Annotated in this window: 22 protein-coding genes and 4 tRNA genes; 11 read left to right on the plus strand and 15 right to left on the minus strand. The window is 68.2% G+C overall.

The window, feature by feature from the left end; all coding sequences use genetic code 11:
• Positions 1-183: 183 nt before the first annotated feature.
• The 4 genes from AB7878_RS00715 (at position 184) to AB7878_RS00730 (ending at position 3802) form a co-directional block, all read left to right on the plus strand.
• On the plus strand, positions 184-468 hold the full coding sequence (locus tag AB7878_RS00715) for a CopG family transcriptional regulator (protein ID WP_369492526.1): 285 nt from the start codon (positions 184-186) through the stop codon (positions 466-468).
• A gap of 2 nt (positions 469-470) precedes the next feature.
• Positions 471-602, plus strand: a complete 132-nt coding sequence (locus tag AB7878_RS00720) for a hypothetical protein (RefSeq protein WP_369492527.1) — start codon at positions 471-473, stop codon at positions 600-602.
• A gap of 115 nt (positions 603-717) precedes the next feature.
• Entirely contained in the window at positions 718-2361 is a 1644-nt protein-coding gene (locus AB7878_RS00725; RefSeq protein WP_369492528.1) for an acetolactate synthase large subunit, read from the plus strand.
• A gap of 13 nt (positions 2362-2374) precedes the next feature.
• Positions 2375-3802 carry an aldehyde dehydrogenase family protein gene (locus tag AB7878_RS00730; RefSeq protein ID WP_369492529.1) on the plus strand — a complete coding sequence of 476 codons (1428 nt, stop codon included), beginning with the start codon at positions 2375-2377 and terminating at the stop codon, positions 3800-3802.
• A gap of 33 nt (positions 3803-3835) precedes the next feature.
• Here AB7878_RS00730 and AB7878_RS00735 read toward each other — a convergent pair whose 3' ends face one another.
• Entirely contained in the window at positions 3836-4603 is a 768-nt protein-coding gene (locus tag AB7878_RS00735) for a YdcF family protein (protein WP_369492530.1), read from the minus strand.
• 50 nt (positions 4604-4653) lie between these two features.
• Positions 4654-5412: a YdcF family protein gene (locus tag AB7878_RS00740; RefSeq protein WP_369492531.1), complete on the minus strand. Its 759-nt coding sequence runs from the start codon at positions 5410-5412 to the stop codon at positions 4654-4656.
• An 83-nt stretch (positions 5413-5495) separates the two neighbouring features.
• Here AB7878_RS00740 and AB7878_RS00745 point away from each other — a divergent pair, with 83 nt between their 5' ends.
• From AB7878_RS00745 to AB7878_RS00755, 3 genes are all read left to right on the plus strand, one after another.
• The gene (locus AB7878_RS00745; RefSeq protein ID WP_369492532.1) at positions 5496-6092 is read left to right on the plus strand and encodes an IMPACT family protein; all 597 of its coding nucleotides are present in this window, start codon (positions 5496-5498) and stop codon (positions 6090-6092) included.
• A gap of 114 nt (positions 6093-6206) precedes the next feature.
• Positions 6207-7310 (plus strand): acyltransferase family protein, encoded by a 1104-nt coding sequence (locus tag AB7878_RS00750; RefSeq protein WP_369492533.1) that lies wholly within the window; start codon positions 6207-6209, stop codon positions 7308-7310.
• Positions 7311-7378: 68 nt separating this feature from the next.
• Complete coding sequence (locus tag AB7878_RS00755; protein WP_369492534.1) at positions 7379-9145, plus strand: ABC transporter transmembrane domain-containing protein; 1767 nt, start codon at positions 7379-7381, stop codon at positions 9143-9145.
• A gap of 118 nt (positions 9146-9263) precedes the next feature.
• Here AB7878_RS00755 and AB7878_RS00760 read toward each other — a convergent pair whose 3' ends face one another.
• A complete protein-coding gene (locus AB7878_RS00760; protein ID WP_369492535.1) occupies positions 9264-10460 on the minus strand; it encodes a serine hydrolase domain-containing protein in 1197 nt (398 codons plus the stop codon).
• Positions 10461-10762: 302 nt separating this feature from the next.
• Here AB7878_RS00760 and AB7878_RS00765 point away from each other — a divergent pair, with 302 nt between their 5' ends.
• The gene (locus tag AB7878_RS00765; RefSeq protein WP_369492536.1) at positions 10763-11182 is read left to right on the plus strand and encodes a hypothetical protein; all 420 of its coding nucleotides are present in this window, start codon (positions 10763-10765) and stop codon (positions 11180-11182) included.
• A 186-nt stretch (positions 11183-11368) separates the two neighbouring features.
• Here the strand turns inward: AB7878_RS00765 and AB7878_RS00770 are convergent.
• The 6 genes from AB7878_RS00770 to uvrC all read right to left on the minus strand — a co-directional run bounded on the left by AB7878_RS00770 (position 11369) and on the right by uvrC (position 14612).
• Positions 11369-11455 (minus strand) — tRNA-Leu (locus AB7878_RS00770).
• Between the two features lie 133 nt (positions 11456-11588).
• Positions 11589-11662, minus strand: a tRNA-Cys gene (locus AB7878_RS00775).
• Between the two features lie 81 nt (positions 11663-11743).
• Positions 11744-11819: transfer RNA gene (locus tag AB7878_RS00780), tRNA-Gly, on the minus strand.
• Between the two features lie 137 nt (positions 11820-11956).
• Positions 11957-12032: transfer RNA gene (locus AB7878_RS00785), tRNA-Gly, on the minus strand.
• Between the two features lie 58 nt (positions 12033-12090).
• Positions 12091-12699, minus strand: a complete 609-nt coding sequence (pgsA, locus tag AB7878_RS00790) for a CDP-diacylglycerol--glycerol-3-phosphate 3-phosphatidyltransferase (RefSeq protein ID WP_369492537.1) — start codon at positions 12697-12699, stop codon at positions 12091-12093.
• A gap of 71 nt (positions 12700-12770) precedes the next feature.
• A complete protein-coding gene (gene uvrC, locus AB7878_RS00795; RefSeq protein WP_369492538.1) occupies positions 12771-14612 on the minus strand; it encodes an excinuclease ABC subunit UvrC in 1842 nt (613 codons plus the stop codon).
• A 28-nt stretch (positions 14613-14640) separates the two neighbouring features.
• Here uvrC and AB7878_RS00800 point away from each other — a divergent pair, with 28 nt between their 5' ends.
• Positions 14641-14847, plus strand: a complete 207-nt coding sequence (locus AB7878_RS00800; RefSeq protein WP_369492539.1) for a hypothetical protein — start codon at positions 14641-14643, stop codon at positions 14845-14847.
• 71 nt (positions 14848-14918) lie between these two features.
• On the opposite strand, the gene AB7878_RS00805 is transcribed toward AB7878_RS00800, so the two are convergent.
• The 6 genes from AB7878_RS00805 to AB7878_RS00830 all read right to left on the minus strand — a co-directional run bounded on the left by AB7878_RS00805 (position 14919) and on the right by AB7878_RS00830 (position 20809).
• Complete coding sequence (locus AB7878_RS00805) at positions 14919-15395, minus strand: low molecular weight protein-tyrosine-phosphatase (protein ID WP_369492540.1); 477 nt, start codon at positions 15393-15395, stop codon at positions 14919-14921.
• Positions 15392-16165 (minus strand): 3-deoxy-manno-octulosonate cytidylyltransferase, encoded by a 774-nt coding sequence (kdsB, locus tag AB7878_RS00810; RefSeq protein WP_369492541.1) that lies wholly within the window; start codon positions 16163-16165, stop codon positions 15392-15394. The genes AB7878_RS00805 and kdsB overlap by 4 nt, the downstream gene beginning before the upstream one ends.
• A 147-nt stretch (positions 16166-16312) precedes the next feature.
• Positions 16313-17623 (minus strand): 3-phosphoshikimate 1-carboxyvinyltransferase, encoded by a 1311-nt coding sequence (aroA, locus tag AB7878_RS00815; protein ID WP_369492542.1) that lies wholly within the window; start codon positions 17621-17623, stop codon positions 16313-16315.
• Positions 17620-18708: a prephenate dehydratase gene (gene pheA, locus AB7878_RS00820; protein ID WP_369492543.1), complete on the minus strand. Its 1089-nt coding sequence runs from the start codon at positions 18706-18708 to the stop codon at positions 17620-17622. Before pheA ends, aroA begins: the two co-directional genes overlap by 4 nt.
• A gap of 49 nt (positions 18709-18757) precedes the next feature.
• Positions 18758-19843 carry a 3-phosphoserine/phosphohydroxythreonine transaminase gene (gene serC, locus AB7878_RS00825; RefSeq protein ID WP_369492544.1) on the minus strand — a complete coding sequence of 362 codons (1086 nt, stop codon included), beginning with the start codon at positions 19841-19843 and terminating at the stop codon, positions 18758-18760.
• Positions 19844-20041: 198 nt separating this feature from the next.
• A complete protein-coding gene (locus AB7878_RS00830) occupies positions 20042-20809 on the minus strand; it encodes an FHA domain-containing protein (RefSeq protein WP_369492545.1) in 768 nt (255 codons plus the stop codon).
• 134 nt (positions 20810-20943) lie between these two features.
• Here AB7878_RS00830 and AB7878_RS00835 point away from each other — a divergent pair, with 134 nt between their 5' ends.
• Positions 20944-21219, plus strand: coding sequence for a polyhydroxyalkanoic acid system family protein (locus AB7878_RS00835; protein ID WP_077485140.1), 276 nt, complete (start codon positions 20944-20946; stop codon positions 21217-21219).
• A gap of 82 nt (positions 21220-21301) precedes the next feature.
• Complete coding sequence (gene infA, locus AB7878_RS00840) at positions 21302-21520, plus strand: translation initiation factor IF-1 (RefSeq protein WP_077485337.1); 219 nt, start codon at positions 21302-21304, stop codon at positions 21518-21520.
• Positions 21521-21614 lie beyond the last annotated feature (94 nt).

The following is a 21614-nucleotide window of genomic DNA, read 5'->3' on the forward strand; positions in this document are numbered from 1 at the left end:
TTCAATCTACCCGCGCGATGATCCGTTGCTGGCGCCGAAAGTGCAGGCAACGGTCGAACGGAGTCAGGCTCACTTCCTCGCAAGCCATCGTACATGTGCCTGCGAACCGTTGGTCCATCTTCCCATCCCCTTCGTAGCACATCCGAGCTACATTCGCCCCCAAGCAGCCGCTTAATCTCCCCCATGGCCACCACAACCATTCGCCTACCCAATGCCCTGAAGTCTCGCGTTACCACCGCAGCGAAACAGATGGGTACGACGCCGCATGGCTTCATTCTTGAGGCCATTGCCGAAAAGGCCGAGCTTGCCGAGCGCCGCGCCGGCTTCGACGCCGGAGCAGAACAGCGCTACGACCACATTGTCGCCACCGGCAAGACGATTTCATGGAACACGATGCGTGCCTATCTCGAAGGCAAAGCCGCCGGCAAGGTTGTGCGCCGCCCTACCCCACGCAGGCTCTCGAAGTAGCCTTGCCCCGCATCGAACTGGCACCCGAGGTCGGCCAACATGGCTACGTGGCCCTGTACCGCTACGTGGACAGCCTCGACATCGTGTTCATGCTGGCCGTGCGCGCGCAGCGCGAAGCTGGGTTCGTGCGTTAGCGCTTGACTGCATCGGCACGGCGCATTGCCGCCGCACGTGGACGACGCATGACGCCCACTCACGCGCGCTGAACGCAGCATCACGCATCCTGCCGCCTCCCCATGGAGGCCGTGCATGAAAGCTGCATCGTTGTTCGTGAAGGCGCTGGAAGCCGAAGGCGTGCGCTGCATCTTCGGCGTGCCGGGCGAGGAGAATCTCGATCTGGTGGAGGCGCTGCGCGAATCGTCGATCAAGCTGATCGTCACCCGCCACGAGCAGGCTGCCGGCTTCATGGCAGCCACCTGGGGCCGGCTCACCGGCGACGCCGGCGTGGCCTTGTCCACGCTGGGGCCGGGTGCGACGAACCTGGTCACCGCGGCGGCCTATGCGCAACTCGGCGCGATGCCGATGCTGATGATCACCGGACAGAAACCCATCCGCCTGCACAAGCAGGGCCTGTTCCAGCTGGTGGATGTGGTGGACATGATGCAGCCGCTGACCAAGTACACGCGCCAGCTGGTATCCGCCGCGACGATCCCGGCTCGGATACGCGAGGCGTTCCGCCGCGCCGAGGAGGAACGCCCCGGCGCGGCACACCTGGAACTGCCCGAGGACGTCGCACGCGACGAGGTGGACGACGCGATCCTGCTGCCCACCGAATACGCACGCCGCCCCTCGCCCGACGACGCCGCGCTGGTGCAGGCCGGCGAGGCGATCAGCCAGGCGAGGCATCCGATCCTGATGATAGGCGCGGCGGCGAACCGCCAGCGCACCGCGGTGGCGCTGCGCGCCTTCATCGACAAGCTGGGCATCCCGTTCTTCACCACGCAAATGGGCAAGGGCGTGGTGGACGAGGATCACCCACTGTGGCTGGGCAACGCCGCGCTGTCCGACGGCGATTTCGTGCACCGCGCGATCGACGCCGCCGACGTCATCGTCAACGCGGGCCACGACGTGGTGGAGAAGCCGCCGTTCTTCATGCACAAGGGACGGCGCACGGTGATCCACATCAACTTCGCCACGGCCGAGGTGGATGCGGTGTACTTCCCGCAGATCGAGGTGGTGGGCGACATCGCGCACACCATCGAGCGGCTCACCGATGCGCTGCAGAAACAGCCACACTGGGATTTCGGCTACTTCGACAAGGTGCGCAAGGCATTCCATGCGCAGCTGCAGGAACACGCCGACGACCCGCGCTTTCCGATGCATCCGGTGCGCATCGTCGCCGACACGCGTGCCTGCATGCCCGACGACGGCGTGCTGTGCCTGGACAACGGCATGTACAAGCTGTGGTACGCGCGCTACTACCGCGCCCGCCAGCCGAACACGATCCTGCTGGACAACGCGCTGGCGACCATGGGCGCCGGCCTGCCCTCGGCGATGGCGGCGAAGCTGGTGCATCCGCACCGCAAGGTGCTGGCGATCTGCGGCGACGGCGGCTTCATGATGAATGCGCAGGAGCTGGAGACCGCGGTACGGTTGAAGCTCGACCTGGTGATCCTGCTGCTGCGCGACGACGCCTACGGCATGATCCGCTGGAAGCAGGCGGACATGGGCTTCGCCGATTACGGCATGCAGTTCGGCAATCCCGACTTCGTCATGTTCGCCGAGGCGCATGGCGCGCACGGCCATCGGCCGGACAGCGCCGAAGCCTTCCTGCCCACGCTGCGCGCGGCATTCGACGCCGGCGGCGTGCACCTGATCGACCTGGCCATCGACTATTCCGACAACCACCGCATTCTCGACGAACAAATCCGCCAGCTGAGCGCGGCGGTCTGATCCGGAGAAACCCATGCTAGCCAAGACCTACCCCTACTACCTCGCCAACCAGCCGCAGACCGCGAAGACCATGCTGGACGTCTACGACAAGTACAGCGGCAAGCTGGCCACCCGCGTGGCCATGCCCGACGCGAAGGTCACCGAAAAGGCGATCGCCGCCGCGGTGAAGGCAGCCAAGCCGATGCGCGAATTCAAGCCGTGGGCGCGGCAGGCGGTGCTGCAGCACTGCGCGGACCGTTTCAGCGCGCGGCGCGACGAGCTGGCCGAGGCGCTGTGCATCGAGGCGGGCAAACCGATCAAGGATGCGGCGGGCGAAGTAACGCGGCTGATCGAGACCTTCCGCATCGCGGCCGAGGAGGCGGTACGCATCAACGGCGAGACGATCAACCTGGAACTGGCCGCGCGGCTGGATGGCTACCACGGTTACACCAAGCGCGTCCCGATCGGGCCGGTGTCCTTCATCACGCCGTTCAACTTCCCGTTGAACCTGGTGGCGCACAAGGTGGCGCCGGCGATCGCGGCGGGCTGCCCGTTCGTGCTGAAGCCGTCGGAGAAGACCCCGATTGGCGCACTGATCATCGGCGCGGTGCTGGCCGAGACCGACCTGCCGAAGGGCGCGTTCTCCATCCTGCCACTGGACGGCGCGCACGCCGCGCCGTTGGTGGAAGACCCACGCTTCAAGCTGCTCTCCTTCACCGGTGGCCAGATCGGCTGGGACCTCAAGGCCCGCGCGGGGCACAAGAAGGTGACGCTGGAGCTGGGCGGCAACGCGGCCTGCATCGTCGATGCCGACCAAGGGCCGAAGCTGGACAAGGTCGTCGAGCGGCTGATCTTCGGCGCGTTCTACCAGTCCGGCCAGAGCTGCATCGGCGTGCAGCGCATCTATGCCCACACCGACGTCTACGACGCATTGAAGCGCAAGCTCGCCGCGGCCACGAAGAAGCTCAAGGCCGGCGATCCCAAGGACAAGAGCGTGTTCCTCGGCCCGATGATCGACGAGGCCGCCGCCGAACGCCTGCATGGCTGGATTCTCGAAGCGAAGAAAGCCGGCGGCAAGATCCTTTGCGGCGGCAAGCGCCACGGCAACATGCTGGACGCCACGCTGATGGAATACGTGCCGGCCGACGCCAAGGCGAACCGCATGGAGGCCTTCGGCCCGTTCGCCCTGCTCGCCCCGTTCAAGAAGTTCAGCGAAGCCGTCGCAATGGTCAACGACTCCGACTACGGACTGCAGGCGGGCATCTTCACCGACAGTCTGGAGCACGCCATGCGCGCCTGGGACGAGCTGGAGCAAGGCGGCGTGGTGGTGAACGACATCCCCAGCTTCCGCGTGGACAACATGCCCTACGGTGGCGTGAAGCTCTCCGGCCTTGGCCGCGAGGGCGTGCGCTACGCGATCGAGGACATGAGCGAGCTGCGGCTGATGGTGATGCGGCGCTAGCTTCGCGCCGCGACCGCTCCGCTGCGCCGACGATCAGTGGGCGGGAGGCGCGGACGCTTCCGGCGAGGCTTCGGCGCGATGGCGCCACGCATACCAGCGGTACAAGGCCATGCCGGCGTACTCGTGCAGCGCGTGGTCGGTGAGGCTGAGGTTGCCGGCCAGCGGCAACAAGGACCACGCATTGCGCACATAGTCCGCCCGCACCGGCGTGACCGCGATGCCGAAGTGGCGAAACGCGAACTCCGCGCGCCGCAGGTGCAGCGCCGAGCTGACCAGCCACACCCGCTGCGCGCCGATGCGCGCCAGCGGCGCGCGCGCGAACTCGGCGTTCTGCCAGGTGGTGCGGCTGCGCGATTCGAACACCATGTCGGCCGCCGGCAGACCGAGCCGCACCAGCGCCTTGCCGTAGACCTGCGCCAACGGCTCACCAGTGGAGTAAGCGTCCCCGCCGCTGACCAGCACCGTGCACCGCCTGCCGGCGGCACGGCAGGCGTTGTACAAGGACATCGTCTCGGCCACCCGCACGTAGCCGGCCAGGCCCGGCTCCGGCACGCCGGCGGGCGGATTGTTGGCGTTGGCGGTGAGCAGCACGATCGCGTTGCCGGGCGCCCAGTCCAGCGCCGGGCGATGCGCATACGGCGCCTGCCAGCCGCGCAGCAGCAGATTCGGCACCGGGCCGCAGCCGATCGCGAACACGGCCGCCACCGCCAGCGCCACGCCGGCCAGCCGCAGCCGGCGCCAGCCCAGGTGCCCGGCCAGCCCAGCGCAGGCCAGCAGGACGATCAGCGCAAGCAGGATCATGGATGCTCCAGCGACGGGCGACGCCGCCATTATGCCGATGGATCGCCATGTTACGGCGCGCCCGGCTCCGTCTCCTGCGCGTTCCAGCCCATCGCGTTGTAGACGTGGTAGCGCAGCACGCCCACGTATTCGTGCAGCGCCAGGTCGGTCACCGCGAAATTCCACGACTGCGGCCACCAGTCCATGCGCTCTTTCAGCCAGTCGCTGCGCACCGGTGTGGTCGCGATGCCGAAGTGCGCGAAATACAGGCTGGCGCGGCGCAGGTGCGTGGCCGAGGACACCAGCAGCACGCGCTGCGCGCCGTAGTCGTGCAACAGCGGCGCGCTGAACTGGGCGTTCTGCCAAGTGTTCATGCTGCGCGGTTCCAGCAACAGGTCGCCGGCCGATACGCCCATGCGTTCCAGCGCGGCAGCGTATACCGCGGCTTCCGACTCGCCGATGTGTCGGGCATCGCCGCCGCTCACCTCCAGCTTGCAATCGTTGCCGCTGGCCTTGCACTCGCGATACAGCGCCAGCACCTCGTTGATGCGGCTGTGCGCGGGTTCGCCCGGCTCCGCCGTGCCATCCGCAGCGCGCTGTGCGCCGGCACCCAACAGCACGATGGCGTTGCGCGGCGCCCAGGCGATCGCAGGGCGCTGTGCATACGGCCCCTGCAGGCTGCCCAGCAGCCACGCCGGCAACAGGCCGCAACCCGTTGCCAGAAACAGCAGCACGGCCAGCCCCAGCGCCACGCCGCCCGTGCGCCGCCATTTCAACGCACGCAAGGCCAGTCCCAGCAGCACCAGCACGATCAGCACATCCAGCGACATCGGCATTTGCTCCAGCACGGCGCAAAGCCCGCAGCGTAAAGCAAACGCATGACGCGATGCCGTGCTTCACCTACCCTGCGCGCATGAACGAACCGCTGCACACCCTCGTCGCCGCCTGTCGCCACGAGGAGTCCATCAAGAAAAGCCGCTTCCTGGCCCAAGCCGCACCGGTGGCCTCGCCGGAGCAGGCACTGGCCTTCGTGCGCGAAGTTTCCGCGGCGGACGCCACGCACAATTGCTGGGCGTACCGCATCGGGCAGGACTACCGCTTCAACGACGACGGCGAACCCGGCGGCACCGCGGGACGGCCGATCCTGCAGGCGATCGAAGGCCAGGGCTTCGATCGCGTCGCGGTAGTGGTGACGCGCTGGTACGGCGGCATCAAGCTCGGCGCCGGCGGCCTGGTCCGCGCCTACGGCGGCACCGCGGCGGAATGCCTGCGCACGGCCGAACGCGTGGCCATCGTGACAATGGCGCGGCTGGGCTTCAGCTGCGATTTCGCGGAGCTGGCCCTGTTCAAGGCGCGCTTGCGCGAACTGGGGGCCGAAATCACGCGCGAGCAGTTCGATGCCGATGGCGTGACGCTGGCATTCGAGTTGCCCATGCAGCGCGTCGCCGAAGCCGAGGCGCGCATCGCCGACCTCAGCCGCGGCCGCATCGCGGTTCGTCGCATGGATTGAACGTCCTGCTGCAGCGCCGGCAAATCGCCATGTTCCGGGCTTGAGGAGCGCCGATGCCTTGCGCACACTGCGCGGCCATGCACGCGCGCCGCGCCGACATCCACAGGGGAACCCATGCCACGCCTGCCCGGCCTCGACCTGCTGCGCGCCATCGCCATCGTCTGGGTGATGCTGTTCCACTCGTGGATGATCGGCGGTCTCGGCGTACCTTGGTTCCAGCCCGTCGCCGACTACGGCTGGATGGGCGTGGACCTGTTCTTCGTGCTCAGCGGTTACCTGATCGGCCAGCAGTTGCTGGCACCGCTGAGCCGCGGCGAGCCGCTGCGCTTCGGCGCGTTCTACCTGCGCCGCGCGTTCCGCATCCTGCCGGTGTTTTTCGTCGTGCTGGCGGTGTACGTGCTGCTCCCCGGTTGGCGCGAGGCGCCGGGCATGCAGCCGGCGTGGCAGTTCCTCACGTTCGCGCTGAACCTGCTGATCGACTACCGGCACAACCAGGCGTTCTCGCACGCATGGTCACTGTGCGTGGAGGAACACTTCTACCTGCTGTTTCCGCTGCTGGCGTGGTGGCTGGCGCGGCGTGCGTCGCGGGCACTGGTCGTCGGCGCCGTCGCGCTCGTGGTGCTGGCCGGTTTGGGGCTGCGCGCCTACGCCGTGCTGCACGGCAAGGACTGGCTGGAAAGCATCTACTACCCGACCTGGACGCGGCTGGACGGCTTGCTGGCTGGCGTGCTGCTGGCGACGATCCAGGCGTACCGTCCGCGCTGGTGGGCTGCCGCACAGCGGCGCGCGAACACGCTCGCCGTCGCTGGCCTGCTGGTGGTCGGCGCATCCATCTGGCTGTTCCGCGACAAGACCGCGTTCGCCGCCAGCGTGTTCGGCTTCCCGCTGCTCGCGACGGGACTGGCCCTGCTGGTGGCTGCCGCGGCCGGCAGCACCGGCTGGATGGGCCGCTGGCGCATCCCCGGCGCAGGCTGGATCGCCGGTATCTCGTACAGCCTCTACCTGAGCCACAAGCTGGCCATGCACTCAGTGCACGATGCATTGTCGAACTGGTCTGCGGTGCATGGACTCATCGCCTTCGCCGTGTACGCGTTGGCGATCGCCGTCACCGGCGCGCTGCTGCACTACGCCATCGAGCGACCGTTCCTGCACCTGCGCACGCGACTGGCCCGCGGCACCTCGCGCCGGCTCGCCGAAACGCAGGCGGCGTCGGCCTGATTGAATCGCCTCGCATCAACCCCATCTGGAACGGATCGCGGCCCGCCGCCCATCCTGCACGCCAGTCCATGAGCGACTCCGCCACGCCCCGCCCCACCCGCCGTCTCGGCGCCTTGCGCCAGCTGTGGCCGTTCCTCAAGCCGCACTGGCGACTGGCCGTGGGCTGGCTGCTGTTCCTGGGCATCTCGTCCACCGCCACCCTGGTGCTGCCGATGGCGGCGCGGCAGATCATCGAGCACGGTTTCGAGCACACCGATCCCGCCGCGATCAACGCCACCTTCCTGGGCCTGTTCGCGGTGGCGCTGGTGCTGGCCGTCGCCACGGCGGCACGCTACTTCTGCATCACCTTGCTGGGCGAACGCGCGCTGGCCTCGCTGCGCAGCCAGCTCTACGCGCACGTGATCCGGCTGGACGTGGGCTTCTTCGAGAAGAGCCGCGTAGGCGAGCTGAACTCGCGCCTCGGCACCGACACCGAGGTGGTGCAGGCGCTGATCGGCTCGGGCATCTCGGTGGCGCTGCGCAGCGTGGTGATGCTGCTGGGCGCCAGCGCGATGATGATCTGGACCAGCCCGCGCCTCGCCGGCCTCACCGCGCTGGTGATCCCGGCCGTGATGCTGCCAATACTCGTGTTCGGCCGCCGCGTGCAAAAGCTGTCGCGCGCCAGCCAGGACCGCCTCGCCGACGCCGCGGCGATCGCCAACGAGACGCTCAACGCCGCACCCGCGGTGAAGGCCTATGCGCGCGAGGACATCGAGAGCACCCGCTATGCCGGTGCGATCACCCGTGCGCTGGCCTCGGCGCGCTCGCGCATCGGCATGCGCGCCTGGCTCACCGCCGCAGTGATCGTGCTGTTCTTCGGCGCGATCACCCTGGTGCTGTGGGCCGGCGCGCGCGACGTGCTGGCCGGCACGCTGAGCGCCGGCGTGCTGGGCCAGTTCGTGCTGTACGCGATCTTCGCCGCGGGCTCGGTGGCAGGGCTTTCCGAGGTGTGGGGCGACGTGATGCGCGCGGCCGGCGCGATGGAGCGCATCGGCGAACTGTTCGCCGAGCACGCCGAGATCGCCAGTCCCGCGCAGCCGCAGGCGCTGCCGCGCCCGGTGAGCGGCGCGCTCTCCTTCGAGCACGTGCGCTTCCACTACCCCACCCGCCCCGACGCGCCGGCGCTGCACGACTTCAACCTCGACATCCGGCCCGGCGAGACGGTGGCCCTGGTCGGCCCCTCCGGCGCGGGCAAGAGCACGGTGCTGGCGCTGCTGCTGCGCTTCTACGATCCGCAGTCCGGCCGCATCACGTTCGATGGCGTGGATCTCACCGCACTGGCGCTGCCCGAGCTGCGCGGCGCGATCGCGCTGGTGCCGCAGGAGACCGCGATCTTCGCCGGCAGCGCCGCCGACAACATCCGCTTCGGCCGCCAGGACGCCGGCGACGACGAGGTGACCGAGGCCGCCCGCGCCGCCGAGGCGCACGACTTCATCCGCGCCCTGCCCGAAGGCTACGCGGCGGAACTCGGCGAACGCGGCGTGCGCCTCTCGGGTGGCCAGCGCCAGCGCATCGCGATCGCCCGCGCGATCCTGCGCGACGCGCCGCTGCTGCTGCTCGACGAAGCCACCTCGGCGCTGGACGCGCAATCCGAGGCCGCGATCCAGCAGGCGCTGGCGCGGCTGGAACAGGGCCGCACCACCCTGGTCATTGCCCACCGCCTCGCCACCGTGCAGCGCGCCGACCGCATCGTGGTGCTGGATGGCGGCCGCATCGTGGCGCAGGGCACGCACGAGAGCCTGCTGGCCGAGGGCGGGCTGTATGCGGAGCTGGCGCGGTTGCAGTTCGTGGCGTGACGCACACCCACGCGAATACAAGCCACGGCTCAAGCACAGGTCGGGCTTCAGCCCGACATCCGGCAGAAGTCGGGATAAATCCAGACCTGCGTGCTTGGCGAGCAAACAGGCCACAGGCCTACGGCTTGCGCTCCGCATCCACCGCCTGCTTGATCGCCGCCACGAATGCGCGCCGCCCGGCCACCAGTTCCTTCGAGGTCGCGGCAGGCCACGAGGCCACCTGCGCAATCACCAGCTTGCGCGCGGGATCGACATACACCATCTGCCCGAAGATGCCGATGGCGGCGTAACTGCCGTCGGTGTCGGTCCACCACAGGAAACCGTAACCGCGATCCGGCGCGTCGGTGGCGGCGTGCTGCCGCGTGGCGCCGGCCAGCCAGGCCTTCGCGATCACCGGCTTGCCGGCTATGCGGCCGCCGTCCAGCATGAACTGCCCCAGCCGCGCGTAATCGCCCAGCGTGGCCGAGAGGCCGCTGCCGCCGGTGTCGCTGCCATCGCACTCGTCCTTGATCCAGTACGCGTCGGAAGCCATGCCGTACGGCTTCCAGAGCGTGTCGGAAAGGTAGGCCGCCAGCGAACGGTGCGTGGCCCGCTGCACCAGGATGCCGAGCAGGTCGGTCTCCGCGGTGTTGTAGTTCCAGTGCGTGCCGGCCGGCCACTGCCGCGGCAGTTTCTTCAGGTACGACAGCACGTGCGCCTCGCCGTCGACGCAGGCGCCGAGATACATCTGCGCCACGTCCGACTTCGCGTCGTCGTAGTCCTCGTTCCAGCGCACGCCGGAAGTCATCGTCAGCAGCTGCTCCACCGTGACGTCGGCATAGGCGCTGCCGCGCAGTTCCGGGATGTAGCGGCCGAGCCGGTCGTCCATGCTGCGGATATCGCCCTGTTGCAAGGCGATCCCCAGCAGGACGGAAGTCACCGACTTGGCCACCGAGAACGAGATCCAGCGCTGCGTCGGCCCGAAGCCCAGCGCGTAGCGTTCCAGCCGCACGCGGCCATCCTGCAGCACCATCACGCCGGCGACGTGATGCTGCTCCATATAGTCGGCCAGCCACGCCGCCCCATCGCGCCCATCCACTGCCAGCGGCTTGCCCGTGGGCAATGCATGCACCTGCGTGCCGCGCGCCGCGCGGTCGCTGGGAAAGCGCTCGTACATCCGCCGGAACTGCGCATCGCGCTCGGCCTGCGGCCAGAACAGCACGCCTTCGAGCTGCTGGCCGATGGAGGGTTTGGCCGCATCGGCTGCGGCTGAAGGCAGCGCGGCACCCAGGCACAGGGCGATGGCGAACAGGCAGATACGGAGGTTTGCGGGCATGTCGGCGCGGGATGCAAGGCAGCGAAGCCATGATTCTAATGGTCGCCACCCGGCGCAGGTCGTCCATGCACGGGCTGCGCACGGCCAATTGATCGCCGAGCGCGCTCCGAAGGCATGGATCGACTACACCGGCGTGGGACGCGTGGTGTTCAACATCTTCAAGCGGGAACGCGTGCCGCACATCATGCCGGCGACGATCATATCCGGCGCCCGGGAGGCCCGACGATCGCGGCGGGCACAACGTGCCGAAGCCGTCGTTGCAGAGCAGGCTGCAGGCGCTCCCGCATGCCCGGCGCCTGCACATGCCCGACACGCTGCCACTGGCGAAGACGTCTCGGCGCGCGCTGCCGGATTGTCGCGTGAGCCATTCCGCCACCGGCAACGCCACGTTCGGCGTGCGCGGGTGCATACGGCGACTTGGTCCTCGCGGTCGCGCTGGCGGCCTGCCGGACAGCGGCCGCGAGATCATCGTGGAGCCGTTGCGGTTCGCGCAGGGGTGGGTTGATCGGATGCCCCGCCGATCAGCTGCGATGGCTGCCCTTCGGATTCCTGGGATTCAAGGGTGCCTGGCCGGTGTGTGCGGGATCGCGCGCAAAGCGCTTCGTCGAATGGAACTGCGTTGCATGCTCGGCTACGGAATCGACTTTCTTGCTGGAATACACCGCGTGGATATCGGCGGCAGTCAGGATCTCGGGCGTTTTGCTCATTCGGGCGGCTCATGATGAGGGTATGTCCGACCACCATACTCCCTAACTGTCGATCGCATGGCGTAGCGTCATGTCATCGGTTCGCGCTGATCGCCGTGTCCATGCAACAGAACGCGCCGCCACGACCGGATACCTGACGGATGCAGCCCGCAATACCAAATCGCCCGCTCTCGAAATTCACTCGCAATCCATTGTTTCCATTGGTGCCCGGGGCGGGGATCGAACCCGCATGGCCGCGAGGCCGAGGGATTTTAAGTCCCTTGCGTATACCAGTTTCGCCACCCGGGCGGCGAGCGGAATGCCTGCGCGCAGGCGGCGCGGATCGTAGCATGCACGCGCAGCGCGACTGTCGCGAAACATGCGCACACAAAAAACCCGCCATTCGGCGGGCTTCTGGCTGGCGCAGTCGCCAGCGGGACTATGGAGGCCGAGGTCGGAATCGAACCGGCGTACGCGGATTTGCAGTCCGCTGCATGACCACTCTGCCACCCGGCCAGATGGCGCAGCCGCGATCCGCGGGGATCATCGGCTGCCGATAAAACAAAACCCCGGCAACGCGAGGTTTTGCTGGAAAACTGGAGCGGGAAACGAGACTCGAACTCGCGACCCCGACCTTGGCAAGGTCGTGCTCTACCAACTGAGCTATTCCCGCTTGGTGAGCCGCGAATCATAGCAGAAGAACGGCGGATGTGAAGCCCTCGGGCCGTGCATCGCTGCACCGAATACCGCGCACGGCGGACGGCCCGGAAACGGCGAAGCCCCGGCGAACCGGGGCTTCGTGCGTGAATCTGGAGCGGGAAACGAGACTCGAACTCGCGACCCCGACCTTGGCAAGGTCGTGCTCTACCAACTGAGCTATTCCCGCTTGGGAGGGCGCATTCTAATACGCGAGCGCGCGGCGTCAAGACTTGCCCGCGCCCCGTTCAAGCGTCGCCGTGCGTGCCCGGATGCCGCTGCGCATCGCCGCGCAAGGTGGGCCATGCCGCGTGCAGGTAGTACAGGCCCGACCAGATGGTGAGCACGCCGGCGATCACCAGCAGTGCCTCGCCGATGTGGTACAGGCGCAGCGCGGTGGCCTCCTTCTCGTGCTGCACGATCAGCACCACCAGCGCCACGATCTGCATCACCGTCTTCAGCTTGCCGATGAACGCCACCTTGACCGTGGCACGCATGCCGACTTCGGCCATCCATTCGCGCAGCGCCGAGATGCTGATCTCGCGTCCCACGATCACCGCCGCGGTCACCGCCATCACGATGCTGGACCAGCCTTCCGGGTGCGACTCCACCAGCAGGAACAGGGTCACCGCCACCATCAGCTTGTCGGCCACCGGGTCGAGGAAGGCGCCGAAAGCCGAGGTGAGGTTCATCCGCCGCGCGAGGAAGCCGTCCAGCCAGTCGGTGACCGCGGCGAGCAGGAACACGATCGCGGCGGTGATGTTGTGACCGTGGAACGGCAGGTAGAACACCAGCACCATCACCGGCAGCAACAACACGCGGAACAGGGTCAGCCAGGTGGGAAGGTTGATGTGCATGGGAGCGCCTGCGGATTTGCCACAGTGTCGCATGCCGCCGTGCCGCTGCGCAGCGCGACGATGCGAAACATTCAGCCGTGCAACGCGCCGTAGATGCGTTCGGCCAGGCCGCGGTCGATACCCTTCACGCGCATCAGTTCCTCCACGCCGGCGGCCTCCACACCGGCCAGGCCGCCGAAGGTTTTCAGCAGCGCGGCGCGGCGGCGCGCACCCACGCCGGGCACGTCCTCCAGCACGCTGCGCTCGCGCGCCTTCTCGCGCCGCTTGCGGTGGCCGCTGATCGCGAAGCGGTGCGATTCGTCGCGCACCGCCGCCACCAGATGCAGCGCCGGTGAAGTCGGGCCGGGGTGGATCTCGCGGCCGGGACTGCCCGGCGGCCGGTCGGCCAGGATCAGGGTTTCCTCGCCTGCACGCCGCGCCGGCCCCTTGGCCACGCCGACCACGTGGATGCCGGTGACGCCGAGTTCCTGCAGCACGTCCAACGCCTGCGCCACCTGGCCGCCGCCGCCGTCGATCAGCAGCACGTCGGGCTTCGCGCCCTCGCCTTCGGCGACCTTGCGGAAGCGCCGGGTCAGCGCCTGGTGCATCGCCGCGTAATCGTCGCCGGGCGTGATGCCGGCGATGTTGAAACGGCGGTAGTGCGACTTCTCCGGCCCCTCCGGCCCGAACACCACGCAGGAGGCCACGGTGAGCTCGCCGCGGGTGTGGCTGATGTCGAAGCACTCGATGCGCCGCGGCGGCTCGGGCAGCTCCAGCAGTTTCTGCAGGTCCTCGAAGCGCGTGCCCAGGGTCTGCCGACTGGCAAGGCGCTGGGTCAGCGAAGCCTGCGCGTTGCGCTCGGCCATCTGCAGGAAGCGCGCGCGTTCGCCGCGCACGCGGCTCTTGAGTTCCACCGCGTGACCGCTCTGTTCCGTCAGCACCTCGGCGAGCACGGCCTGTTCGGGCAGTTCCTCACCCAGGATCAGCTCGCGCGGCACCGGGCGATCGAGGTAGTACTGCGCCACGAACTGGGCCAGCACATCGGCCGGCTCGGCATCCAGCGGCAGGCGCGGGAAGAAATCGCGCGTGCCCAGGCTGATGCCGTCGCGGAAGAACAGCACGCTGACGCAGGCCAGGCCAGCCTCGATGCGGCAGGCGACCACGTCCATGTCGGCGCTGGCGCCCTGCACGTGGTGCTGCGCCTGCAGTTGCCGCAGCGCTGCCACCTGGTCGCGCAGCGCGGCGGCACGCTCGAAGTCCAGCTTCACGCTGGCCTGCTCCATCGCCACAGCCAGCTCGTCGATCACCGCGCTGCTGCGCCCTTCGAGGAACATCTCGGCGTGGCGCACATCACCGGCGTAATCCTCTTTCGAGATCAGTCCCACGCAGGGGGCGGTGCAGCGGCCGATCTGGTACTGCAGGCAGGGCCGCGAGCGGTTGCGGAAATAGCTGTCCTCGCACTGGCGTACCTTGAACAGCTTCTGCATCAGGCCGAGGCTTTCGCGCACCGCGAAGGTGCTGGGATACGGTCCGAAATAGCGCCCCGGTAGGTTCTTCGCGCCGCGATGGAAGGCCAGCCGCGGATAGTCTTCGCCGCCGGAAAGATAGATGTACGGGTAGCTCTTGTCGTCGCGCAACATGATGTTGTAGCGCGGCTTCAGCGACTTGATCAGCTGCGATTCCAGCAGCAGCGCCTCGCCCTCCGTGCGCGTGACGGTGATATCGCAACGTGCGATCTGCGCAATCATCGCGGCGATGCGCGGCTCCAGCCGGGGCTTCAGGAAATAGCTGCCCACGCGCTTCTTCAGGTTGCCGGCCTTGCCCACGTACAGCAACTCGCCGGCCGCGTCGAAATAGCGGTAGACGCCGGGCGAGGTGGTCAGGGTACGGACGAAGGCCTTGCCGTCGAAGGCGGGCGGCGTGTCGGATGGCATGCGGGGATTTTAGCCGGTTCGCCTGGCCGTGACCGGTATCATCGACGCCACTGTCGATGGCTTTGCGGAAACGTGCATGGGCTGCCTGCCGATACCGATATTGTTCGTGCTTGGTGTGCTGGTCGGTGATTGGCTGGGAGGTGACCGCGGCGCATTGTGGGGCGCCGGCATCGGCCTGCTGTTCGGCGCGGTCCTGTTCGGCATCTTCATCGTGAAGCTGCGCCGGCGTCGCTGAGCTGGTTCGTCCTCCCGGCCTTCGCCGGAATGACGAGCAGAAACCCGATTGGCCGGACGATTCCTGGTGCTTCAGCTATTGACGTCGCGCAAGCGCTCGACCAGGCCGGCGACGCCGCGTTCGGCCAGTTTCACCGCTGCGGCAAAACCGGCGGCGTCGCCATGCCAGGGATCGGGAAACTCCAGTGGAGGTGTCGCGCCGACCCACTCCAGGAACAGCGCAGTCCGCTCCGTCTGTTCAGGCGTGGCAGCGAGCTTGTGCAACTCGCGCAGGTTGTCGCGATCCATCGCCAGCAACAGGTCGTAATCTTCGAAATCACGCTCATGCAGTTGGCGAGCGCGATGTTGCGACAAGTCGTGGCCGGCGGCGTGCGCCGCCGCAATCATGCGCGAGTCGGCACCCTCGCCCGCATGCCAGCCGCCGGTGCCGCAGGAAGCCACGACCACGTCCAGCCCGGCTTCGGCCAGGCGCTTGCGCGCCACTGCCTCCACCAGCGGCGAACGGCAGATGTTGCCCAGGCAGACGAACAGCACGCGCCGCACACTCATCCCTGCGTTCGCAGCCATTGCTCAGCGCGTGCGAGGTCGGCCTCGGTGTCGATGCCGGGCGGGAACGGTTCGGGCGTGAGTCGCACCGCGATCGCATGGCCGTGTTCCAGCACGCGCAACTGTTCCAGCGATTCGGCCTGCTCCAGCGGTGTGCGCACCAGCCGCGCGTACTGTGCGAGGAAACCCGCGCGGTACGCGTAGATGCCGATGTGGCGCAGGAACGGTACGCCGGCCGGCAGCGCCTCGCGGTTCGCGGCGAAGGCGTCGCGCGCCCACGGCAGCGGTGCGCGGCTGAAGTACAGCGCACGGCCGTTCGCGCCACGCACCAGCTTCACCACGTTCGGATCGAACAGCTCGTGCGCGTCGACGATCGGGGTCGCCAGCGTGGCCGTCGGCGCGTCGTCCTCGGCCAGCGCGCGCGCCACTTCGCGGATGCCGGCAGCGGGCGCAAAAGGTTCATCGCCCTGCAGGTTCACCACGATGGCGTCGTCGGGCCAGCCGCACAACACCGCGCATTCGGCGAGTCGATCACTGCCGGAAGCATGGTCGGCGCGCGTCATGCAGACCTTCACGCCCTGCCCGGCCAGCGCCTCGGCGATGCGCGCATCGTCCGTCGCCACCACCACGTCTGCCGCTCCCGCCAGCAAAGCCCGCTGCGCCACGCGCACCACCATCGGCACGCCGGCGATCTCGCGCAGCGGCTTGGCCGGCAGGCGGGTGGAGCCGTAGCGGGCGGGGATGGCGACGATGAAGGGCGGGACGGCGGACATGGCGACCTCTCGACAAGGTCGCCAAGCCTAACCCGCACGCCCCTTCATGTGTAGGAGCGCACCCTGTGCGCGAATGCTCTTGGCTTTGTCCAGCACCAGAGCATTCGCGCACAGAGCCTGCCCCGGACTTGATCCGGGGGTGCGCTTCTACACGGAGACGGTCAGGTCGAAACCGCAGCCGTTGGCCAGTTCCATGAAACCGGGGAACGAGGTGGCGACATGGCGACAGTCGTTGATGCGCACCGGCGCCTGCGCCACCAGACCGGCCACCGCGAAGCTCATCGCGATGCGATGGTCGGTGAGGCTTTCCACCGTGCCGCCGGCGAGCGTGCCGCCGTGGATGGTCGCGCCGTCAGGGGTTTCGTCCACCGTGATGCCCAGGGCGCGCAGTCCGGTGGCCATCGTGGCGAGACGGTCGGATTCCTTGACACGCAGTTCGGCGGCGCCACGGATGACGATGTTGCCCTTGGCCACCGCCGCGGCGACGAACAGCGCCGGGAACTCGTCGATCATGTCGGGCACCAGCGCCTCGGGCAGCTCGACGCCATGCAGCGGCGCGTGGCGCACCAGCAGGTCAGCCACCGGTTCGCCGCCGCTCGCGCGCGGGTTCTCGATGCGGATGTCCGCACCCATCAGACGCAGCGCTTCGAGCAGCCCGGTGCGGCGCGGGTTGAGGCCCACCGCCGGCAGGCGCAACTCGGAACCGGGCACGATGCTCGCCGCGACGAGGAAGAACGCCGCCGAGGAGAAATCCGCCGGCACGTCCACATCGGTGGCGCGCAGCACGTGTCCGCCGGAAAGCCTCGCACGGCCGGGTTCGAATGCGATCGGCCAGCCGAACGCGGCCAGCATGCGCTCGGTGTAGTCGCGCGTCGGATGCGGCTCGATCACTTCGGTCTCGCCTTCCGCATACAGGCCCGCCAGCAGCAGCGCGGACTTCACCTGCGCGCTGGCCACCGGCAGCTCGTAGCGGATGCCGTGCAGGCGCTGGCCGCCGCGCACGACGAGCGGCGGCAGGCCGTCCTGTATGTCGATGCGCGCGCCCATCGCGGCCAGCGGATCGGTGACACGGCGCATCGGCCGCTTCGACAACGAGGCGTCGCCGACCAGGGTGCTGTCGAAGGCCTGCCCGGCCAGCAGGCCGGCCAGCAGGCGCATGCCGGTGCCGGCATTGCCGCAGTCCAGTGCTTGCGCGCTGGCGCGCAGGCCATGCAGGCCCACGCCGTGCACCACGCGCTCGCCTTCGGCCGGCGTGTCGATGCGCACGCCAAGCTGCTGCAACACGGCGGCGGTGGCGCGGGTGTCCTCGCCTTCGAGGAAACCGCGGATATGCGACACCCCGTCGGCCAACGCGCCGAACATCAGCGCGCGGTGCGAGACGGACTTGTCGCCCGGCACGCCCACGCTCCCACGCAGCGGGCCGGCCGGGCCGCTGCGCCAGTCCAGCCGCCCGCTCACGGCAGCGCCACCGGGTAGGAGCCGAGCACGCGCAGCTGCGCCACCGACTGCTCGATCTCCTTCACCGCCGCCTGCAACGCCTCGTCCTGGATGTGGCCGGAAACGTCGATGAAGAACGCGTACTGCCACTTGCCGCTGTGCGCGGGACGCGACTCGATGCGATTGAGGCTCACGCCGTGCGCGGCGAACGGGCTCAGCACGTGGTACAGCGCGCCGGGCTGGTCGTTCACCGTGATCAACAGCGAGGTGCGGTCGTTGCCCGAAGGCGGGAACAGGCTGCGGCCGATCACCAGAAAGCGGGTGGTGTTGTCGGCGCGATCCTCGATGCCGGTGGCCAGGGTGCGCAGGCCGTAGACCTTGCCCGCGATCTCGCCGGCGATGGCACCCGCGTCATCGGCGTGGCGCGCCAGCCGCGCCGCCTCGGCGTTGCTGCCCACCGCCTCGCATTCCACGTTCGGCAGGTTCATGCGCAGCCAGGTCTTGCACTGCTGCAGCGATTGCGCGTGGGCGTAGACGCGCTGGATGTCCTCCAGCCGCGCCGCCATCGAATGCAGGCACTGGTGCACACGCAGCTCGATTTCGCCGCAGATGCGCGCGTCGGAGGTGAGGAACATGTCCAGCGTCACCTGGATCATGCCCTGGCCGGAGTTCTCCACCGGCACCACGCCGAAGTCGGCATGGCCGGCGGCGACTTCCTGGAACACTTCCTCGATGCTGCCCAGCGGCAAGCCATAGGCGGCATGGCCGAAATGCTTGCGCACCGCCTGCTCGCTGAAAGTGCCCTCGGGGCCGAGGTAGCCGATCTTCAACGGGTCTTCCTGCGCGAGGCAGGAGGACATGATCTCGCGGAACAGCCGCACCATCTCGGCATCCGGCAGCGGCCCCTTGTTGCGGTCCACCACCATGCGCAGCACGTGCGCCTCGCGCTCGGGGCGGTAGTAGTCGATCGCGGACAGGCCCTCGCCCTTCACCCGCGCCACTTCCTGCGCCCAGTTCGCACGCTCGGAGATCAGCTCCTGGATCTGCCGGTCGATGCTGTCGATGCGCTCGCGCACATCGGCCAGCGAGGTCTTGCTTTCGGTCATGGCGATGATATGGACGGATGGAAGGCCAAATGCATGATGCCCGAAACGCTCAGCCGTGTCGCGTCGCGAAGTCGCGCATGAACGTGACCAACACGTCCACCGCTTCCGGCGGCACCGCGTTGTAGAGCGAGGCACGCATGCCGCCGAGCGCCTTGTGCCCCTTCAGCGCGAACAGGCCGGCGGCCTCGGATTCGGTCAGGAATGCGGCATCCAGTGCGCTGTCGTGCAGGGTGAAGCGCACATTCATCCGCGAGCGCGCGGCCGGATCGACCGGGTTGCGGTAGTAGCCGCCGGAACCGTCGATGGCCGCGTACAACCGCTCGGCCTTGACACGGTTGCGCTCGGCCATCGCGGCAAGGCCACCCTGCGCCTTCAGCCACTGGAAGGTGAGCCCGGCCAGGTACCAGCCCCAGGTGTTGGGCGTGTTGAGCATGGAGTCGTTCGCCGCATGCTCGGCATAGCGGAAGATCTTCGCCATCGGCCGCGTGGCGCGTGCCAGCAGGTCGCGGCGAACGATCATCAGCACCAGGCCGGATGGGCCGATGTTCTTCTGCGCGCCGGCGTAGATCAGGCCGAAACGGCGCACGTCCAGCGGCGCCGAGAGGGTGTCGGAGGACATGTCCGCCACCAGCGGCACCTCGCCCACGTCGGGGACATCGTGGTGCTGCACGCCGTGGATGGTTTCGTTGGGCGTGTAGTGCACATAGGCGGCGCGCGGGTCGAGCTTCCATTCCCCGCGCGGCGGCAGGCGACGGTAATCGTCGGCTTTGCTGTCGGCGGCCACGTTCACCCTGACATAGGGCGCCGCCTCGCTGGCCGCCTTGGCGCCCCAGTGGCCGTTGACGATGTAGTCGGCGCTGTCGCCCTCGCCCGCCAGGTTCATCGGGATCTGCGCGAAGTGCTGGGTGGCGCCGCCCTGCAGGAACAGCACGGCGTAGTCGTCGGGGATCGCGGCCAGTTCGCGCAGGTCGGCCTCGGCACGGGCGGCCATCGCGATGAAGCGCTTGCCGCGGTGCGACTGCTCCATCACCGACATGCCGCTGCCGTCCCAGTCCAGCAGTTCGCGCTGCGCGCGCTCGAGCACCTCGCGCGGCAGCGCCGCCGGACCCGCACTGAAATTCCACACCTGGCTCACCGAGCTATCCCCGTGACTGCGTCCGCCGCATTATGCCGCGCCGCAGCATGGAACCGTCAATGAGATTTTATTGAGTAGTGCGGCCAGGGATGGCCGCTCGTTTGACGTTCGCGATCAAGGATGATCGCAAGGGTGTCGAGCAGTGCGGTCAAGGATGGCCGCTCACTTGACTCTCACGATCATGGATGATCGCAAGGATCAGAAGCGGATCCACAGCACCAGCGCGATGCCCAGTGCCAGCACAGCAGCGGTGACGATCAGCCACCACACCTCGCCGCGCGGGCCGGCGGCATCCTCGGGCAGGATCGGCGCCGGCAGCTCGGACGGCACGATCGCGGGTTCCGCTTCCATGCCCGGCGCATCCAGCACGAAGCGGTGCGGCCCCAGGCTCAGCTGGTCGCCGGGCTGCAGCGCCACGCGCTGCACCGGCACGCCGTTCAGCCGCAGCGGATAAGTCATCGACGCCTGCGCCGTTTCCAGCATCAGGCAATCGTCCTGCCAGCCCAGTTTCAGGCTGGCCACCTCGCCTTGCGGCAGTTCCAGCGGGCAGCGGCCGTACGGCCCCAGTTCCAGGCCATCGCCAATCGGCAACACGCGCCCGGACAGGGCGCCGGCCAATGCCCGCAAGGCGGCGGTGCAGCGCGCCTGCACCGGGGCTGGCGCCGCCTCGCGCTGCTCCGGCGAAACGGCGTCGCGCAGCAGCATGCGGCAATCGCCCACGCTCAGCATGTCGCCGGGGCGCAGCAGGGCGCGTTCGCGCACCGGCCGCGCGTTCACGTACACGCGGGTGGCCGAGGGCAACACCTGCAGCACCCAGCCGCGGCTGTCCTGCTCGATGCGCAGGTGCCGAGGCGCGGCCTGCGCCGCCGACAGCACCAGGTCGTTGTCCGCCGCACTGCCGATCCGCAATTGTGGTTCGGCCCACAGGAAATCTTCGCGGGCGGAATGGAGAAACTCGATGCGCATTGCCGTACCAATCCATTGACCACGGCACTCTAGCATGCGATTCCTGAGCACCCGTTCACGCTTTTGCGCCGATGCACGCCACGTCGAATCGCGGCGCGCGAAGGCTTATCATGCCCGCCCCGACGGAGCCCCGCATGCCCAGCATCGACATCCACCGCCCCCACCGCCTGCCGCTGCCGGAAGCCCGCGCCGTGGTCGAGAAAGTGGCTGCGCGCATGCACGAGAAGTTCGATCTCGAAGGTCGCTGGCAGGGCGACACCCTGCACTTCTCCCGTCCTGGCGTGAAGGGCCAGATCGCCGTGGAAAGCGATGCGATACGAGTGCGCGCCGAGCTGGGCCTGCTGCTGTCCCCGCTCAAAGGCATGATCGAGCAGGAGATCCGGCGCAAGCTCGACGAGCACTTCGCCTGACGGCCTGATTTTGATCGCAGGCCCGACCGTGGCATACTTGCCGGCTTACGCGGTCATCACGGCCGCGCGCGACCCGGACCACATGGCCAAAGACGACGTCATCGAAATGGAAGGCACGGTCCTGGAGACCCTGCCCAACACCATGTTCCGCGTGCAGCTGGAGAACGGGCACGTGGTCATCGCCCACATCTCCGGGCGCATGCGCAAGCATTACATCCGCATCCTCACGGGCGACAAGGTCAAGATCGAAATGACCCCGTACGACCTGAGCAAGGGGCGGATCACGTATCGCATGAAATAAGGCGGCAACCGCATCGGATGAAAAGTGCAGCCATGGATGGCTGCCCGTGTGACGTTCGCGATCAAGGATGATCGCAAAAGATTATGAAAAGGCC

Origin of the sequence: Rhodanobacter humi, from assembly GCF_041107455.1 — a bacterium.
In the GTDB taxonomy this organism is placed as follows: Bacteria; Pseudomonadota; Gammaproteobacteria; order Xanthomonadales; family Rhodanobacteraceae; genus Rhodanobacter_A.

Excerpts from the sequence above, each read along its gene's own strand:
- AB7878_RS00835 (WP_077485140.1), top strand. The coding sequence starts at position 20,944 with ATGCCCAGCATCGACATCCACCGCCCCCACCGCCTGCCGCTGCCGGAA.
- AB7878_RS00735 (WP_369492530.1), bottom strand. The coding sequence starts at position 4,603 with ATGATCCTGCTTGCGCTGATCGTCCTGCTGGCCTGCGCTGGGCTGGCC.
- AB7878_RS00730 (WP_369492529.1), top strand. The coding sequence starts at position 2,375 with ATGCTAGCCAAGACCTACCCCTACTACCTCGCCAACCAGCCGCAGACC.
- AB7878_RS00755 (WP_369492534.1), top strand. The coding sequence starts at position 7,379 with ATGAGCGACTCCGCCACGCCCCGCCCCACCCGCCGTCTCGGCGCCTTG.
- uvrC (WP_369492538.1), bottom strand. The coding sequence starts at position 14,612 with ATGCCATCCGACACGCCGCCCGCCTTCGACGGCAAGGCCTTCGTCCGT.
- AB7878_RS00805 (WP_369492540.1), bottom strand. The coding sequence starts at position 15,395 with ATGAGTGTGCGGCGCGTGCTGTTCGTCTGCCTGGGCAACATCTGCCGT.
- AB7878_RS00830 (WP_369492545.1), bottom strand. The coding sequence starts at position 20,809 with ATGCGCATCGAGTTTCTCCATTCCGCCCGCGAAGATTTCCTGTGGGCC.
- AB7878_RS00715 (WP_369492526.1), top strand. The coding sequence starts at position 184 with ATGGCCACCACAACCATTCGCCTACCCAATGCCCTGAAGTCTCGCGTT.
- pgsA (WP_369492537.1), bottom strand. The coding sequence starts at position 12,699 with ATGCACATCAACCTTCCCACCTGGCTGACCCTGTTCCGCGTGTTGTTG.
- AB7878_RS00725 (WP_369492528.1), top strand. The coding sequence starts at position 718 with ATGAAAGCTGCATCGTTGTTCGTGAAGGCGCTGGAAGCCGAAGGCGTG.
- kdsB (WP_369492541.1), bottom strand. The coding sequence starts at position 16,165 with ATGTCCGCCGTCCCGCCCTTCATCGTCGCCATCCCCGCCCGCTACGGC.
- AB7878_RS00760 (WP_369492535.1), bottom strand. The coding sequence starts at position 10,460 with ATGCCCGCAAACCTCCGTATCTGCCTGTTCGCCATCGCCCTGTGCCTG.
- AB7878_RS00745 (WP_369492532.1), top strand. The coding sequence starts at position 5,496 with ATGAACGAACCGCTGCACACCCTCGTCGCCGCCTGTCGCCACGAGGAG.
- AB7878_RS00765 (WP_369492536.1), top strand. The coding sequence starts at position 10,763 with ATGCCCGACACGCTGCCACTGGCGAAGACGTCTCGGCGCGCGCTGCCG.
- AB7878_RS00750 (WP_369492533.1), top strand. The coding sequence starts at position 6,207 with ATGCCACGCCTGCCCGGCCTCGACCTGCTGCGCGCCATCGCCATCGTC.
- AB7878_RS00740 (WP_369492531.1), bottom strand. The coding sequence starts at position 5,412 with ATGTCGCTGGATGTGCTGATCGTGCTGGTGCTGCTGGGACTGGCCTTG.
- pheA (WP_369492543.1), bottom strand. The coding sequence starts at position 18,708 with ATGACCGAAAGCAAGACCTCGCTGGCCGATGTGCGCGAGCGCATCGAC.
- infA (WP_077485337.1), top strand. The coding sequence starts at position 21,302 with ATGGCCAAAGACGACGTCATCGAAATGGAAGGCACGGTCCTGGAGACC.